Source organism: Nocardioides potassii (assembly GCF_021648885.1).
Taxonomy (GTDB): Bacteria; Actinomycetota; Actinomycetes; order Propionibacteriales; family Nocardioidaceae; genus Nocardioides; species Nocardioides potassii.
The window spans coordinates 355,071-371,158 of sequence record NZ_JAKJHZ010000003.1; the positions used below are offsets into that span (position 1 = coordinate 355,071).

Sequence of the window (16,088 nt, forward strand, 5' to 3'; positions counted from 1 at the left end):
GCGCGCTCAGTCGCGTGACCAGCGCGCGGGCAGCCACCAGTTCCACGCGCCCAGCAGCGTCATCGACGCCGGCAGCAGCAGGCCGCGCACGATCGTGACGTCGATGAGCACGGCGACCGTCATGCCCACTCCGATCTCCTTGACGGCGACGAGCTCGCCGAGCGCGAAGCCGAGGAACACGATCACGATCGCGACGGCGGCGAGGGTCACTACCGGTCCCGAGGCGGTGATGCCGGTGAGCACGGCCCGGTCGTTGATCGCGCGGGGCTCGACCTCGCCCGCACGTCGGCGCGGCGGGCGGGCGGAGCGGGCCGCGTCCCAGGCCTCGCGGATCCTGGCCACGAGGAACACGTGGTAGTCCATCGACAGCCCGAACGCGAACATGAAGAGCAGCAGGGGAGTGGTCACGTCGATCGCACCCCACGGGTCGAAGCCGAGGAGTGAGGAGCCCCACCCCCACTGGAAGACGGCCACCACGACACCGAGCGTCGCGCCCAGCGAGAGCAGGTTGAGGACGATCGCCTTGAGGGGTACGACGATCGAGCGGGTGAGCACGCCGAGCAGCAGGGCCGTCAGAAGGGCGACGACCAGCACCGCGAGCGGCGCCCGCTCAGCAAGAGCGTCCCGAGTGTCGACCAGCTCGGCGGTGGGCCCGCCGACCGTCGCCGCCGGGCCGAGGTCGGCGGCCCGCAGCCGGCGCACGAGGTCCTGGGCCTGGGGTCCGTCGTAGTCCCCGGCGGCGTCGGGGAGCGGTTCGACGAGGATGTGGCTGCTGTCGTCCGGGCCAGGGTCGAGCAGCATCACGTCGGCCACGCCGGGCATGGCGTCCAGCGTGGCCATCGCCGCCGCGGTCTCGGGAGAGGTGTACGGCGCCTCGAGGAGCACCGTGACCTGGGTCGCGGTCTCGTCGGGGAAGCCCGCGTCGATGGCGGCCAGCGCCAGCCGTGGCTCGCTGTCCCGCGGGAGCGACCGGGTGTCGGAGTTGCGCAGGTCGAGTCCGAGCAGCGGAGAGGCGAGCACGACCAGGAGGGCGGTGCATCCCACGAGCACCAGCCACGGCCGTCGCTGGGCGAGGCCGGCCAAGCGGGCCAGGAGGGAGTGGGCGCTGGGCGTCCCGCCGAGGAACCGGCCGGCACCCGGGGCGGGCACCCGTGCGTGGCCCCACGCGATCAGCACGGGTGCGAGGGTCAGTCCGGCAAGGGTGGCCGCACCCACCGCGACCAGCCCGCCGACGGCCATCGGGGAGAGGACCGGGTCGCCGACCAGCAGCAGGCCGGTCAGTGCGGTGGCGACCGTGAGCCCCGAGACGAGCACGGTGCGCCCGGCGGTCGCCAGCGTGCGGCCGAGGACCGTGGCGAGGTCCGTCGACCGCGGGGCCGCCGCCCGCTCCTCGCGGAACCGGCCGAGGAGCAGCAGGGCGTAGTCGACACCCAGCCCGAGGCCGAGCAGGGTCACCACGTTGACGGCGTACTCGCTCACGGACGTCACGCGCGCGAGTCCGGCGAGCGCCAGCAGCGCCGCGCAGACGGCCCCGAGCGCGGTGAGCACAGGAAGGGCGCCGGCGACGACGCCTCCGAGCGTGAGGGCCAGGACGCCGAGCAGCAGGACGACGGCGACGCCTTCCCCGCGCGCGGCGTCGCGGACGGCCTGGTCACCGAACGCCTCCTCCGCGAGCAGCGGTCCGCCGACGAGTACCTCCGGCATCGCGACTCGACGAAGCGTCTCGGCCACCTGCCCGGCGGTGGTCACAGCGCCGTCGCGGTCCAGCGCCGGGTCGAGCTCCACCACCACCACCGTGCCGAGCCGATCCGGGGCGACCAGGTCCTGGGCACCCGTCGTCCACGGGTCGCGCACCTCGACGACGCCGGGGAGCTCACGCACCTCGTGCAGCACGCGGGAGGCCTGGTCGACGAGGTCGACGGCGAAGACGTCCGTGCCGGTGAGCACGGCGACGACGAGCTCCCCCTCGGGGTCGACCGACTCGAGTCGCTGCGCGACCTGCGCCGACTCCGCCGACTCGCGCAGGGGATCCGGCGTCTGCGCCAGGTCGAAGACGCCACCGCCCACGGTGGCGCCCAGCAGGACCAGGACCAGCCACGCCCCGCCGACCCAGTGGCGCCCGCGGTGGAGCACCCGCCCCAGGTCGTCCAGCACGGGCCGACTGTAACCGGGGTCACCCCTTTTGACGAAAATCAGTCAAAAGTTGTTCTCATTTCGCAATAACCCGTTTACGGTGAGGTCGATCACATCCCGGGCGACCGCGCGGGATCTCAGGAGGAAACGGTGTCGAATCCCTTGCTACCCGTCCGAGCTCGTGACGCGTCGCGGCCACGCCCCCGCACCCGGTGGGGTGCGGCGCTGCTGGTCGGCGCCGTCGCCGCCAGCCTCGCCGCGGTGGCGCCCAGCGCCTCGGCCGTCCCGGCGGGCGACGAGCCCGGGCTGACCATGCGGGCCTACCAGCTCGGCGCGGGCATCTCTGAGCTCTGCCAGCTCAAGTCCGGGCAGACGCCCAACGTCGACCTGCTCAAGCAGGTCATCGACTGGGACGCCCCCGACGACTTCGGCGGGCTCCAGGACGACTTCGTCGTCGAGGCGCTGGCCAACCTCAGCGTGCCGACCACCGGCACCTACAAGCTCCGCCTCACCAGCGACGACGGCTCGCGCCTCACCGTGGACGACCAGGTGGTCGTCGACAACGACGGGCTGCACGGCACCGAGGCAGTGGAGGGCAGCGTCACCCTGACCGCCGGCACGATCCACCGCCTGCGGGTCGACTACTTCGAGGCCGGCGGCGGCGAGCGGCTGCTGCTGGAGTGGATGCCGCCGGGTGCGACCACCTTCTCCGTGGTGCCGACGTCGGCGCTGAGCACCGAGGCCAACGTCACCCGCGTGACCACCCCGGGGTTCAAGCAGTGCGAGGGCCAGGACGACTCGGCCGGCGACGGCCTGCAGCTCGACGGCGTCAACCCCGCCTACGACCTCGTGAACCTGCGCCCCGACGGCTTCGAGCCGCAGGTGACCGGGCTGGAGTGGGACGGCGACGACCTGCTGGTGCTGACCTGGGGCGGCAACGGCAACGACCAGGGCAACGTCTCCCTCGGTGAGCTCTACCGGCTCGAGGGCGTGAAGGCCGCGACCTCGCCCGCCGACGTGACCCGCACCAGGATCGCCAGCGGACTCAAGGAGCCGCAGGGCATCAAGGTCGTCGACGGCAGGATCTACGTCTCCGAGAAGACCGGGCTGATCGAGCTGCTCGACGCTGACAGCGACGGGGTCTACGAGGGCCACGACGACATCGCGACCTATCCCTTCGACGGCAACTTCCACGAGTTCGGCTTCGGCATGCTCTACGACGAGGCCACCGACCAGTTCCACCTCAACCTGTCGGTGTCGATCAACCTCGGCGGCGCGACGACCGTGCCGCAGGGCTCCTACAACCGCGGCACCCACATCACCGTCGACCGCCAGGACGGCACCATCGACTACGTCGCGGGCGGTCTCCGCACCCCGCACGGGATGGGCTGGGGTCCCGACGGCGAGATCTTCGTGACCGACAACCAGGGCGGCTGGCTGCCGGCCAACAAGCTCATCGAGATCAAGCCCGGCGAGTTCTACAACCACTACACCACCGAGCCCGACGGCACGCCCGGTCGCTTCGACGACCAGCCGGTCACCAAGCCGGTGCTGTGGATGCCGCAGAACGAGATCGCCAACTCCCCGAGCACCCCGATCGTGGTCGAGGAGGGCCCCTACGCAGGCCAGCTGTTCATCGGCGACGTGACCTACGGCGGCCTGCAGCGCGCCGACCTCGAGGAGGTCGGCGGGGCCAAGCAGGGCGCGGTGTTCCGCATGACCCAGGGCCTCGAGGCCGGCGTCAGCCGGGTCCTCGCCGGGCCCGACGGCTCGCTGATCGTCGGAGGCCTCGGCGCCGGCGGCAACTGGGGCCAGACCGGGAAGCTCCGCTACGGCCTGCAGAAGCTCGACCTCAGCGGCGACACCCCGTTCGACATGGCCTCGATGGACGTCGTCGAGGGCGGCTTCGAGATCGAGTACACCAAGCCCCTGTCGGCCGAGACGCTCGCCGACCTCGCCTCGAAGTACCGTCTCGAGCAGTGGCACTACCGGGCCACCTCGCAGTACGGCGGACCGAAGCTCGACGAGGAGACCCTCGAGGTCACCGAGGCCGTGGCCAGCGCGGACCACAAGACCGTCACGCTGAAGGTCGACGGCATGAAGCCCGACCGCGTCGTGCACCTGCGCTCCCCGCGTCCCTTCGCCGCCGAGTCCGGCGAGACGCTGTGGAGCACCGAGGCCTGGTACACCCTCAACACCTACCCCGGGTACGTCGAGCCGGAGCCGCAGGCGCCTGCCGACGGCATCTACGAGCTCGAGGACGGCCAGCTCACCGGCACCGCCGGCATCGACACCGAGCACGCCGGCTACACCGGCTCGGGCTTCGTCGACGGCATCCAGTCCATCGGCTCGGGCACCTCGGTCGAGGTGGTCGCGCCGACGGCGGGGGCGTACGACCTGCAGATCCGCTACGCCAACGGCCCCAACCCCCAGCCGAACCAGGCGAAGAAGATGTCGCTCTACATCGGTGAGGAGAAGCAGACGATCGTCCTCCCGCCGTTCGCGGACTGGAAGACGTGGGGCACGTTCACCGTGCGGGCCACGCTCCCTGCCGGGAGGACCCGTGTGGAGATCGTCTACGAGCAGGGCGACGACGGCAACGTCAACCTCGACCACCTCAAGGTCATCGACCCCGACGCCGGGCGGGTGGAGGCCGAGGCCGGCACCATCACCGGTCAGGACAACCGTGTCCAGACCGAGCACGCCGGCTACAGCGGCACGGGCTACGTCGGTGGCTTCGAGAACGACGGCACGGCGGTGACCTTCGACGTCACTGCTGCGTCGGCCGGCTTCCACGACGTCACGATCGGCTACGCCAACGGGCCCAACCCGCAGCCCGACCAGACCAAGGCGATGTCGCTCTACGTCAACGGTGCGTTCGTCAAGAAGCTCTCCTTCCCTCCCACCGGCTCCTGGAAGACCTGGGGGACCATCACGGACCAGGTCGAGCTCACCGCGGGCACCAACGTCATCAAGATCGCTCGCGATCCCGGTGACAACGGCAACCTCAACCTGGACTACCTCGACCTCGGCGAGCGCCAGGCGTGCGCACCGGGTGAGACCCCGGGGCCCGATGACGAGTTCGACGGAGACACGCTGGACACCTGCCGTTGGAGCACCATCGTCAACAAGACGGCGACCGGAGTCAGCGTGACCGGCGGCCAGCTGGTGATCAAGGCCCAGTCGGGCGACCTGTCCGGCGGCGCGGTCGACGCGAAGAACATGATCCTCCAGGACTCGCCGGCCGACGGTCCCTGGGCCGCCACCACGCAGGTGACCATGACGGGCACCGACGACTACCTCCAGGGTGGTGTGGTCGCGTGGACCGACGCGATGAACTACGCCAAGCTCGTCGCGATGGAGAAGCCGGACGGCGACTGGGTCCTCGAGCTGGGTCGCCGGGTCAACGGCGAGATGCTCTACACCAACGCCGACCTGCCCGACGGGGCTGCGCCCGACCAGCTGCAGCTGCAGATGGTCTCGACCGGCACCGCCATCCAGGGACGCTGGTCGGTCGACCAGGGCCAGACGTGGAGCTCGATGGGTTCGGGCTACCCGAGCACGGGGCTCGTCGCGCCCAAGATCGGCGTTGCCGCCTACAACGGCACCGGCACCCAGACCGGCGCGTTCGACTGGTTCCGCCTCGACGGCGATCCCGTCGTCGAGCCGGACACCTGTCAGGCGACCGCGGCCGATCCCGGCTACCGCATGCTGTTCGACGGCACGGCCGAGAGCCTCGAGGGCTGGAAGATGGCCGGTCCCGGCCTGTTCACCCGTGAGGCCGACTGCTCGCTGAAGACCAACGGCGGCCTGGGCCTGCTGTGGCACTCCGACCCGCTGGACGACGACTACTCGCTCCAGCTGGACTGGAAGCTCGCCGGCGACGACAACGGCGGCGTCTTCGTCGGGTTCCCGAACCCGGAGACGACGCCCCGCTACGACGGTGACGCTCCCAACCCGGCCGGTGACCCCTGGGTGGCGGTCGACCGCGGCTACGAGATCCAGATCGACGCCACGGACCTGCCCGACCGCACGACCGGCGCCGTCTACACGTTCCAGGGCGCCAACGACCAGCGCGATGCGGCGCTCGAGCCGGTCGGGCAGTGGAACCACTACGAGATCAAGGTCGAGGGCAAGCGGATCCGCGTCTACCTCAACGACGTGCTCGTCAACGACTACACCAGCCCGGCGAGCGAGTCGAAGCGGTTGACCTGGCCCAGCCACATCGGGATCCAGAACCACGGCGGCGGCGACGAGGTCTACTACCGCGACATCCAGGTCAAGGACCTCGCCGACCCGGAGAACGTCGCCTCGACAGTGACGGTCACGGCTCCGGAGCAGGTGGAGACCGGGAAGACCGCGCAGGTCGAGGTCGAGGTCACCTCGGCGGCCGAGGAGGTCGCGACCGGCGAGGTGGTGCTGTCGGTCGACGGCAACGACCTGCCGGGCGTCGAGCTCGAGGACGGCACGGCGACGTTCGACGTCGGTCCGTTCGCGCAGGCCGGCACGGTGGAGCTGGAGGCGTCGTACGCCGGCGACCTGGCGCACGACGCGGGACAGGGCAGCGCCACGATGAAGGTGGTCTCGCCGACCGCCCCGCCCACGACCCCGCCGACGACCACGCCCACCCCGCCGACCACCCCGCAGGGCGGCACGGCTGAGCCGACGGTGAAGGTGCTCGGGCGCGGGACAGCGGACGCGACGCCGAACCGGCGCAAGGCGAAGCTCACGCTCCGCTGCGGCTCGGACGACTGCGCGGGCAAGGTGGTGCTCCGCACCACCGGGAAGAAGGCGAAGCGCCTCGGTGCGGCGACCTTCGACCTCGGCGCACGCGACAAGGGCAGGATCACGCTCACCCTCACCAAGCGGGCGCGCACCCTCCTCGGAGCGAGCAAGACGGTGAAGGCCGTCCTCGTCGTCCGGTTCGAGGACGGCCCGACCCAGAAGGTGAGGGTCCGACTCACCCGGTGACGTGCCTCCGGGTGGTCAGGCTCAGCGCCTGACCACCCGGACCAGGCAGTCCCAGGCCGTACGCCGTTCCTCGCCGCCGTGCTCGTGGTGGTCCGCGGAGGCGGTCGTGACCTCGCGCGCGACCCGCCCGGCGTGGACCACCTCGAGCTCGAGCCCGTCGAGCCCGTCGAGGTCGGCGAGCACGTCGTCGGCCGTCATCAGCACCGACGGGTCCTGCGGCCCGCCGGTGCCCTCGGTGAGGTTGGTCGAGTCGTGGGCGACGAGGAAGAGGGTCCTGCCCGGCCGCAGCATCGCGAACGCGTTGCGCACCGCTGACCGTCGCTCGTCAGCCGGTAGCTGGAGGTAGGCGACCACCACGAGGTCGGCCGGCTCGGGTGGCATCCACGTCGTCGCGTCGGCACGGACCCAGGTGACGTCGAGGTCTCCTGCGAGCCGGGCACCCTTGTCGAGCGCGACCTGAGAGAAGTCGACCGCGGTCGCCCTCCAGCCGCGCGACGCGAGCCAGATCGCGTTGCGCCCCTCGCCCGCGGCGAGGTCGACGGCCGTGCCGGGCGCGAGGTCGGAGAGCTCGGCGGCCACGAACTGGTTGGGCTCGGCCGACCAGACGAGGTCGCTGGCGGCGTACCGCTCGTCCCAGGCGCGTGCGTCCATGCGGCCAGCCTAGGGTCGAGACGCCGCCGGTCGGGCGACCGCACGCAGGACCCGTGCCTCCTCGGGCGCGAGCACGGGCAGCGCCACCCCGACCCGGGCCAGGACGTGCCCGGCGAGCCCGACCCCGGACGCGGACCAGGAGCCGGTGAGGTCGGCCCCGCCCCCGGACGGCGGAAGCTCCTCGGTCAGGTCGTAGGTGAGAGCGGGGTCGAGCCCGGTGAGCCGCAGCGGAGCAGGGTGCTGGGTCTCCGTCTGCGCGACGCTGGCCACGACGTACCACGCCTCGGACCTGTCGTCGGCCACGACGCCGGTCACGACGACGGCGGGGTCCGGGTGGTCGGGGTGCACGAGGCTCCCGGAGGCGATGAGAGGGCGCACGCGCTTGTGCAGGTCGATCCACGAGCGGAGCTCGGCGAGACCCGCCTCGTCGAGCTGCGTCATGTCCCACTCGATACCGAACGAGTAGAGCAGCGCGGTCGCGGCGCGGTAGCGCAACGCGTGCGTCCGACCCGTGGTGTGCGAGGTCGGCCCGCCCACGTGCGAGCCCATCAGCTCGGGTGGGACCAGCAACGACGTCCACCTCTGGAGGTGCTGCCGCTCGAGGGGGTCGATCGTGTCACTCGGCCAGATGCGGTCGGTGCGCGTCAGGACCTCGGCATCCACCCGTGCGCCTCCGGACGAGCACGACTCGATCTCGAGCGCGGGGTGGGCGTCGCGCAGCTCGTCGAGCAGCCGGTAGGCCGCCAGCGTCTGGCCGTGCACCGCCGGCCGGCCCGCGTGCGTCGCGTCGGTGAGGTCGCGGTTGTGGTCCCACTTGAGGTAGGAGATGTCCAGCCCGTCGAGGAGGGCGAGGAGCGCGTCGCGCACGTCCGCGAAGGCGTCGTCGTCCTGCAGGTCGAGGACCTGCTGGTGGCGCCACTCGGGTGGCAGTCCTGCCCGCCCCCGCAGCACCCGCTCCGGGTGCTCGCGGGCGACCTCGGAGTCGAGGTTGACCATCTCGGGTTCCACCCAGAGGCCGAACTCCATGCCGCGGCCGGTGACGTGCTGCACCAGCGGGCCGAGGCCGTCGGGCCAGATCGTCGGGTCGACCCGCCAGTCGCCGAGCGCGGAGGTGTCGTCGCGGCGCCCCAGGAACCACCCGTCGTCGAGGACGAAGCGCTCGACGCCGACCGACGCGGCCACGTCCGCGAGCTCGGTGAGCCGCTCGAGCGACTGGTCGAAGTAGACCGCCTCCCACGTGTTGGCGATGACCGGCCGATCGGTGCGTTCGCGGGGTGCCACCGCGCGCAGGTGGGCGTGGAAACGGTGGCTGAGCGGGTCGAGGCCGGCGGGCGACCACGAGCCGAGCAGCCAGGGGGACCGGTAGGTCTCGCCCGGCGCGAGCACGACCTCGCCTGCCGTGAGCAGCTCGCCACCGCCGAGGAGGCAGTCGCCCTCCGGCGTGCGCTCGGCGTACGTCGTGTGGTTGCCGCTCCAGGCGGTGTGCACGGCCCACACCTCACCGCTGGCGAAGTCGAAGCCCGGTGTGCCCGACACCAGGAGGAGGGTGGCGTCGTGGCCGGTGCGGCCGTGCCGCGCGTCCCGACGGTGCGTGCCCTGCACCCAGGGGTGGCGCTGGGGAGCGCGCTCCTTGCACCACCTCCCGGTGAGGTCGAGCAGCTCGGTGGCGTGCGCCCCGACCGGGAGCGCCGACAGCACGGAGGTCAGGTGGAGGTCGCCGTCGGCGGCGTTGGTGACCGACGTCCGCGTGTGGAGCAGGCCGCCGTCGTCCAGCGCGAGCTGGACCATGACGTCCCAGCCCGCCTCGGCGTCGCTCGAGGTGCAGGTGAGGGCGCTGTCGCCGACGCTGGTCTGCCACTCGACCAGGCTGGGCGCCGCCGCGGCGGAGTCGCCGCCCACCCGGTGACCCTCCAGCGCGGGGGTGCCGGCGAAACCGCGGGTGCCGTCGGGCACGAGGCCCGTCGCGCGCGGGACGTCGTACGACGACCGCGCGACGCCCGGCCGCCGGGCCGCGACCAGGGCGGCGAGGGCGTCGTCGTCCAGGTCGCCCAGCCCGGCGCCCCAGTGCGCGACGAACGGGATCCCGGCGTCGTCGCTGCCCAGCACGATGCTGACGCCACCGTTGCTCAGGTGCGCCACGGTCATGCGTCGTCCACCTCGTCGAGGTCGTCGACCGGGTCGACCACCAGCAGCTCGCCGACGTGGTCGGTCAGGGCGCCGCTGGCCTGGGCGGGCAGCCCGGAGTCGGTGACGAGCACGTCGGCCTCCGAGAGCCCGGCCATGCTGCTGAGACCCACGACGCCCCACTTGCTGGAGTCGGCGCACACGATGAGCCGCCGCGACCGCTCGATCATGGCGCGGTTGGTCTCGGATTCGAGGAGGTTGGGCGTGCTGTAGCCCGCGCGCACGTCCATCCCGTGCACGCCCATGAAGAAGGCGTCGACGTGCAGGCTGCGGAGCGAGGACACCGCCACGGGGCCCACCAGGGCGTCGGACGGGGTTCGCAGGCCACCCGTCAGCAGCACCGACGTCGTGGGCTCGCCGAGGCGGTGGAGGACATCGGCCACCCACACCGAGTTGGTCACGACGGTCAGGTCCGGGATCCGGGCGATGTGCTCGGTGAGCGCGTGCGTGGTGGTGCCGGCCGAGACCGCGATGGCCATGCCGGGTCGCACCAGGTCGGCAGCAGCGGTCGCGATCGCCTCCTTCTCCCGGCGGTGCTGGACCGACTTCGCGGCGAAGCCCGGCTCCGACGACGACGGCTCGGCGACGGCGAGCGCGCCACCGTGGACCTTCTCCAGCAGGCCCTCGCGGTGCAGCGCCACCAGGTCGCGCCGCACGGTCATGTCGGACACGCCCAGCAGCTCGACGAGGTCGGTGACGCGCACGGTCCCGTCGCGGCTGAGCTCGGAGAGGATCCGGCCCCGTCGCTGCGCCGCGAGCATCAGGACCTCCGGCCGGCAAGGTCGAGGGTCTCGCGGACGACGGCGACCCCGCCCGGCGGGACGAGGAGGTCGCCGGCGACGGGGCGACCGGTGACCAGCTCGACGCCGTCGACGGGGACCGGGGCTTCGTCGTCCCCGTGGTTGATCACGAAGAGCCAGCTGGCGTCGTCCCTCGCCCTCCGGGTCACCTCGACGGACGGGGAGGCGCCGGGCAGCCGTGCTGCACCGGACTCGCCCACCAGTCGCTCGACGAGGCGGTCGGTACCGGCGGCGTCGAGCCGGGTGGCGACGTACCAGGCGCTCCCGCGACCCACGTCGTGTCGTGTCACGGCAGGCAGTCCGGCTGCCGGGCCGTCGGCATGGGTCGCCACCGCCTCGGCGCCGGCGAGCTCGAGGTCCTCGGTCCACACGTCGGCCGTCACCGCGTCCGCACCGAGGCCCTCCACCTGCACCGACTCGCCCTCGAGCAGCGGCATGAGCTCCGTGACGCGCACCCCGAGGAGGTCGCGGAAGGCGCCTGGGTAGCCGCCGAGCCGGATGTGGTCGGACTCGTCGACGATGCCGCTGAAGTAGGTCACGACCACTGTCGTACCCCGTTCGGCTGCCGCCACGAGCGCGGCGACCGTCTCGTCGGAGACCAGGTAGAGGGTCGGGACCACGACGAGCGTGTAGGGCGACAGGTCGGCCGTCGGGTGGACGACGTCGACCCCGACCCCGTACGCCGACAGCGCGCGGTGGAGGTCCTCGGCGCGGTCGCGGTAGCGGACGTCGACGCTCGGGTGCGAGTCGAGCTCGCACCCCCACCACGCCTCGTAGTCGAAGAGGATCGCGGTGTCGTTGCGGGCCTCGCTCCCCGTGACCTCCTCGATCGCGTCGAGGATGCCGGAGAGCTCGACCACCTCGCGCCACTGCCGGGTGTCGGTGCCGGCGTGGGGGAGCAGCCCGGAGTGGAACTTCTCGGCGCCCGCCCGCGAGGCTCGCCACTGGAAGTAGAGCACCGCGTCGGCGCCGTGCGCGACGTGGGCGAGGCTGTTGCGGATCATCTCGCCCGGCCGCTTGGCGCGGTTGCGGGGCTGCCAGTTGACCGCGCTCGTCGAGTGCTCCATCAGCAACCACGGGCGTCCGCCGGCCGTGCCGCGCGTCAGGTCGGCGCTGAACGCGAGCTCGTGGTGGCCGCCTGCATCGGCGGCGATGAGGTAGTGGTCGTTGGAGACGACGTCGAGCTCGCGCCCCCACCGCAGGTAGTCCATCTCCATCGTCTGGCGCATGACCATGAAGTTCGTGGTCACCGGCACCCCGGGGGAGACGCGGTGCAGCACGTCGCGCTCGACGACGAAGTTGTCGAGCAGCTGGTCGGAGGAGAAGCGCAGGAAGTCGAGCTGCTGGGTCGGGTTGGCGTGGGTCGGCGCGCTCCTCGGCGGCAGCACCTGCGCGAAGTCGTCGTAGCGCTGCGACCAGAAGGCGGTGCCCCAGGCCTCGTTGAGCCCCGCCACGTCGCCGTACCGGTCGCGCAGCCACGTGCGGAACGCCTCGGCGCTGACGTCGCAGTAGCACCGGGCGTTGTGGCAGCCGATCTCGTTGGACACGTGCCACAGCGCGAGCGCGGGGTGGTCGCGGTAGCGCTCGGCCATCGCGGTGCAGAGCTCGAGCGCGTGCTCGCGGTAGACCGGGGAGCTGGGGCAGAAGGACTGCCGGCCTCCCGGCCAGAGCGTCCGCCCGTCCTGGGTGACGGGCAGCATCTCCGGGTGGCGCTGGGTCAGCCACGGGGGTGGCGACGCGGTGGCGGTCGCCAGGTCGACGCGGACGCCCGCGGCGTGGAGCTCGTCCATCTGCTCGTCGAGCCATCCGAACTCCCAGGCACCCGGTCGGGGTTGGATCCACGCCCACGAGAACACGCCCACGGTCACCAGGTCCACGCCGGCGGCGCGCATCAGCTCGCGGTCCTCGCGATGTGCCGTGGTGTCCCACTGCTCGGGGTTGTAGTCGCCACCGAAGGCGAGGGGCGGCAGGGGCGTCGGCATGCGCCCACTGTGGCGACCCTCACGTGGGGAAGTCAACGTTTCAACCGTGGATTACGTCGAAAAATGTTTGATCAAGTCCGAATTGAGGCGGGTTTGGCCTTGACGAGGGTGTGCCGACGGTCACATGCTGTGGCTCCCTGTTCGGTTTTGTCCCCCGGAGGTCTCCCGTGTCACGTCCCCTCTCCACCGCCATCCCCCGCTCCACCGTGGCCACGACGGCCGCGACGCGCCGCTCCGTGCTCCGAGGGCTGGGGCTCGGCGGGCTCGCCGTCGGCGGTGCCAGCCTGCTCGCGGCGTGTGGCGGCGACAGCGGCGGCGGTGCTGCCAGCGGGTCGGGCGCGACGGTGAAGTTCGGCATCAACGAGGCGGAGGGCGCGGGCGCGGCCCACGACCGCCTGGCCGCGATCGCGCAGGCCTACCAGAAGGAGTCCGGGACCAAGGTCGAGGTCAACGCGGTCGACCACAACACCTTCCAGGAGAGCATCAACACCTATCTCCAGGGCACGCCCGACGACGTCTTCACCTGGTTCGCCGGGTTCCGGATGGCGCAGTTCGCCGAGAACGGCCTGATCACCGACCTCAGCGACGAGTGGCCCATCGACGGCCTCAACGACTCCTTCAAGCAGGCGTCCACCGCGGCCGACGGCAAGCAGTACTTCGTGCCCATCAGCTACTACCCGTGGGCCGTCTTCTACCGCAAGTCGGTCTTCGAGAAGAACGGCTGGGAGGCGCCGACCACCAACGACGACTTCATGGCGCTGATGGACGACATGCAGGGCAAGGGCATCACGCCGTTCGCGTTCGGCGACAAGGACGGCTGGCCGGCGATGGGGACGTTCGACATCCTCAACATGCGCCTCAACGGCTTCGACTTCCACATGAGCCTGATGGCCGGCGACGAGGCCTGGGACGGCGACGAGGTCAAGGGCGTCTTCGACACGTGGCGCAAGCTCCTGCCCTACCACCAGGCCGACCCGCTCGGGCGTACGTGGCAGGAGGCCGCCACCGCGATGGGCAAGGGCGAGTGCGGCATGTACCTGCTCGGCACCTTCGTCGTCGACGCCCTCGGCGAGAACGGCGAGGACCTCGACTTCTTCACCTTCCCCGAGCTCGACTCCTCCATCGGCTCGGACGCGCTCGACGCGCCGATCGACGGCTTCTGCGTCGCCGCGGCGGGCAAGAACCAAGAGGCGGGCAAGGCGATGGCGAAGTGGCTCGGCAGCGCCGCCGCGGCCGACGCGGGCAACAACGCCGCCGACGCGCCCTTCATCGCCGCCAACTCCGGCGCCAGCACCTCCACCTACAGCGACCTGCAGAAGAAGTCGGCCGAGGTCGTCGGCGCGGCTGCCAACATCGCGCAGTTCATGGACCGCGACACCAACGCCGACTTCGCCAACACGGTCATGATCCCGTCCATCCAGGCGTTCCTGAAGAACCCGGACGACATCGACGGGGTGACGGCCAGCATCCAGGAGCAGGCCAACTCCATCTTCGGCTGAGTCATGACACACCTCGACGAGGCGCCACGGTCGGAGAAGGCCGTGGCGCCCGCCCAGGGCCGCGAGAAGAAGCTGCCGGGCCGTGACCGGTTGACCGTCATCACGATGGTGGCGATCCCGCTCGTCCTCGTCGTCCTGCTCGTGTGGGTGCCGGCGCTGCTGTCGGTCGCGCTGTCGTTCGGCAAGTGGAACGGGTTCGGCGACATCGACACCATCGAGTGGGTCGGCGTCCAGAACTACAAGGACATCTTCACGATCTACCCGGCGTTCTGGCCGGCGGTGCAGCACAACCTCATCTGGCTGGGATTCCTCTTCCTGTTCCCGACCGTGCTGGGGATGCTGCTCGCCGTGGTGCTGGACCGCGAGATGCGGGGCAGCCGGTTCTACCAGACGGCGTTCTACATGCCGGTGGTGCTGTCGCTGGCCCTCATCGGCTTCATCTGGCAGCTCTTCTACTCCCGCGACCAGGGGCTCATCAACCAGGTGTTCCACAGCGAGGTCGACTGGTACGGCGACCCCGACATCAACCTCTGGGCGGTGCTGGTCGCCACCGCGTGGCGTCACACCGGCTACATCATGCTCATCTACCTGGCCGGGCTGAAGGGCATCGACGCCAGCCTGCGCGAGGCCGCCGCCGTCGACGGCGCCAACGAGGTGCGCACCTTCTTCAGCGTGATCTTCCCGGTGATGCGGCCCATCAACATGGTCGTCGTCGTCATCGTGGTGATCGAGTCGCTGCGTGCCTTCGACCTGGTGTGGGTCATCAACAAGGGCCGCAACGGGCTGGAGGTCATCGGCGCGCTGGTGGCGCAGAACGTGATCGGTGAGGCGACGCGGTACGGCTTCGGCTCCGCGCTCGCGGTGATCATGATGCTGATCTCGTCGGTCTTCATCACCATCTACCTACGGACCGTCTTCCGCGAGGAGCGACAGCGATGACCTACGAGACCCCCGTCGCGGTCGCGCCACCCGAGCGCCGCGCGGCCGCGCCGGTGCGCCGGGAGGGTGGCGTGCTCAGCCAGCGTCGCGGCACGGTGGCGACGGTGATCATGGCGGTGCTCGCGCTGCTCTGGCTCTTCCCGCTCGTGTGGGCGCTCATCAACTCCTTCCGCGAGTACGAGTACACCCAGGTCAACGGCTACCTGTCCTTCGGCGGCTGGACCACCAGCAACTACCGGCAGGCCTGGTCGCAGGGCGACTTCGGCCTGCACATGAAGAACTCGTTCCTCATCACCGTGCCGGCGGTGCTGCTGACGCTCTGGCTCTCCTCGATGGTCGCGTTCGTGCTGGCTCGCTTCAGCTACCGCTTCAACCTCGCGCTGCTGGGAGTCTTCCTGGCCGCCAACCTGCTGCCGCCGCAGGCCCTGCTCATCCCGGTCTTCCGGATGTTCCGCGAGGTCCCGCTGCCCTACTTCATGAGCGACTCGGGATCGATGCTCAACAGCTTCTGGGCGCTGATCCTCGTCAACACCGCGTTCCAGATGGGCTTCTGCACGTTCGTGCTCAGCAACTACATGAAGACGCTCCCGCACGAGATCTACGAGTCGGCCGAGCTCGACGGGGCGAGCGTGTGGCGGCAGTACTGGCAGCTGACGATGCCGCTGGTGCGTCCTGCGCTCGCGGCACTCGCGACGCTCCAGGTCACCTGGGTCTACAACGAGTTCTTCTGGGCCACGGTGCTGATCCAGCAGGGCGACAAGCTGCCGGTCACCTCGGCCCTCAACAACCTGCGGGGCCAGTTCTTCACCGACACCAACCTGGTCGCGGCCGGATCGATCATCGTCGCGCTGCCGGTCCTCGTGGTGTTCTTCGCCCTGCAGAAGCAGTTCGTCTCCGGCCTCACCCTGGGCTCGACGAAGGGCTGATGC

Annotated in this window: 9 protein-coding genes; 4 read left to right on the top strand and 5 right to left on the bottom strand. The window is 71.0% G+C overall.

Going from position 1 to position 16,088, the window contains the following annotated elements; translation table 11 throughout:
- Positions 1–6 precede the first annotated feature (6 nt).
- Positions 7–2,154, bottom strand: coding sequence for an MMPL family transporter (locus L2K70_RS03125; protein WP_236398843.1), 2,148 nt, complete (start codon positions 2,152–2,154; stop codon positions 7–9).
- A gap of 129 nt (positions 2,155–2,283) precedes the next feature.
- On the opposite strand from L2K70_RS03125, the gene L2K70_RS03130 reads away from it, so the two are divergent.
- Positions 2,284–7,104: a 3-keto-alpha-glucoside-1,2-lyase-like domain-containing protein gene (locus L2K70_RS03130; RefSeq protein WP_236398846.1), complete on the top strand. Its 4,821-nt coding sequence runs from the start codon at positions 2,284–2,286 to the stop codon at positions 7,102–7,104.
- Between the two features lie 21 nt (positions 7,105–7,125).
- Here the strand turns inward: L2K70_RS03130 and L2K70_RS03135 are convergent, their stop codons facing one another.
- The 4 genes from L2K70_RS03135 to L2K70_RS03150 are packed head-to-tail and all read right to left on the bottom strand — an operon-like array spanning position 7,126 to position 12,721.
- Positions 7,126–7,755, bottom strand: a complete 630-nt coding sequence (locus L2K70_RS03135) for a class I SAM-dependent methyltransferase (protein ID WP_236398848.1) — start codon at positions 7,753–7,755, stop codon at positions 7,126–7,128.
- Positions 7,756–7,764: 9 nt separating this feature from the next.
- Positions 7,765–9,900, bottom strand: coding sequence for an alpha-galactosidase (locus tag L2K70_RS03140; RefSeq protein WP_236398851.1), 2,136 nt, complete (start codon positions 9,898–9,900; stop codon positions 7,765–7,767).
- Positions 9,897–10,700 (bottom strand): DeoR/GlpR family DNA-binding transcription regulator, encoded by an 804-nt coding sequence (locus L2K70_RS03145; RefSeq protein WP_236398854.1) that lies wholly within the window; start codon positions 10,698–10,700, stop codon positions 9,897–9,899. The genes L2K70_RS03140 and L2K70_RS03145 overlap by 4 nt, the downstream gene beginning before the upstream one ends.
- Complete coding sequence (locus L2K70_RS03150) at positions 10,700–12,721, bottom strand: beta-galactosidase (RefSeq protein ID WP_236398856.1); 2,022 nt, start codon at positions 12,719–12,721, stop codon at positions 10,700–10,702. Before L2K70_RS03150 ends, L2K70_RS03145 begins: the two co-directional genes overlap by 1 nt.
- Before the next feature lie 167 nt (positions 12,722–12,888).
- On the opposite strand from L2K70_RS03150, the gene L2K70_RS03155 reads away from it, so the two are divergent.
- The 3 genes from L2K70_RS03155 to L2K70_RS03165 are packed head-to-tail and all read left to right on the top strand — an operon-like array spanning position 12,889 to position 16,085.
- Positions 12,889–14,220, top strand: a complete 1,332-nt coding sequence (locus tag L2K70_RS03155; RefSeq protein ID WP_236398860.1) for an ABC transporter substrate-binding protein — start codon at positions 12,889–12,891, stop codon at positions 14,218–14,220.
- Between the two features lie 3 nt (positions 14,221–14,223).
- Positions 14,224–15,159, top strand: coding sequence for a carbohydrate ABC transporter permease (locus tag L2K70_RS03160; RefSeq protein ID WP_236398863.1), 936 nt, complete (start codon positions 14,224–14,226; stop codon positions 15,157–15,159).
- Positions 15,156–16,085 (top strand): carbohydrate ABC transporter permease, encoded by a 930-nt coding sequence (locus L2K70_RS03165; protein WP_236398866.1) that lies wholly within the window; start codon positions 15,156–15,158, stop codon positions 16,083–16,085. Before L2K70_RS03160 ends, L2K70_RS03165 begins: the two co-directional genes overlap by 4 nt.
- Positions 16,086–16,088 lie beyond the last annotated feature (3 nt).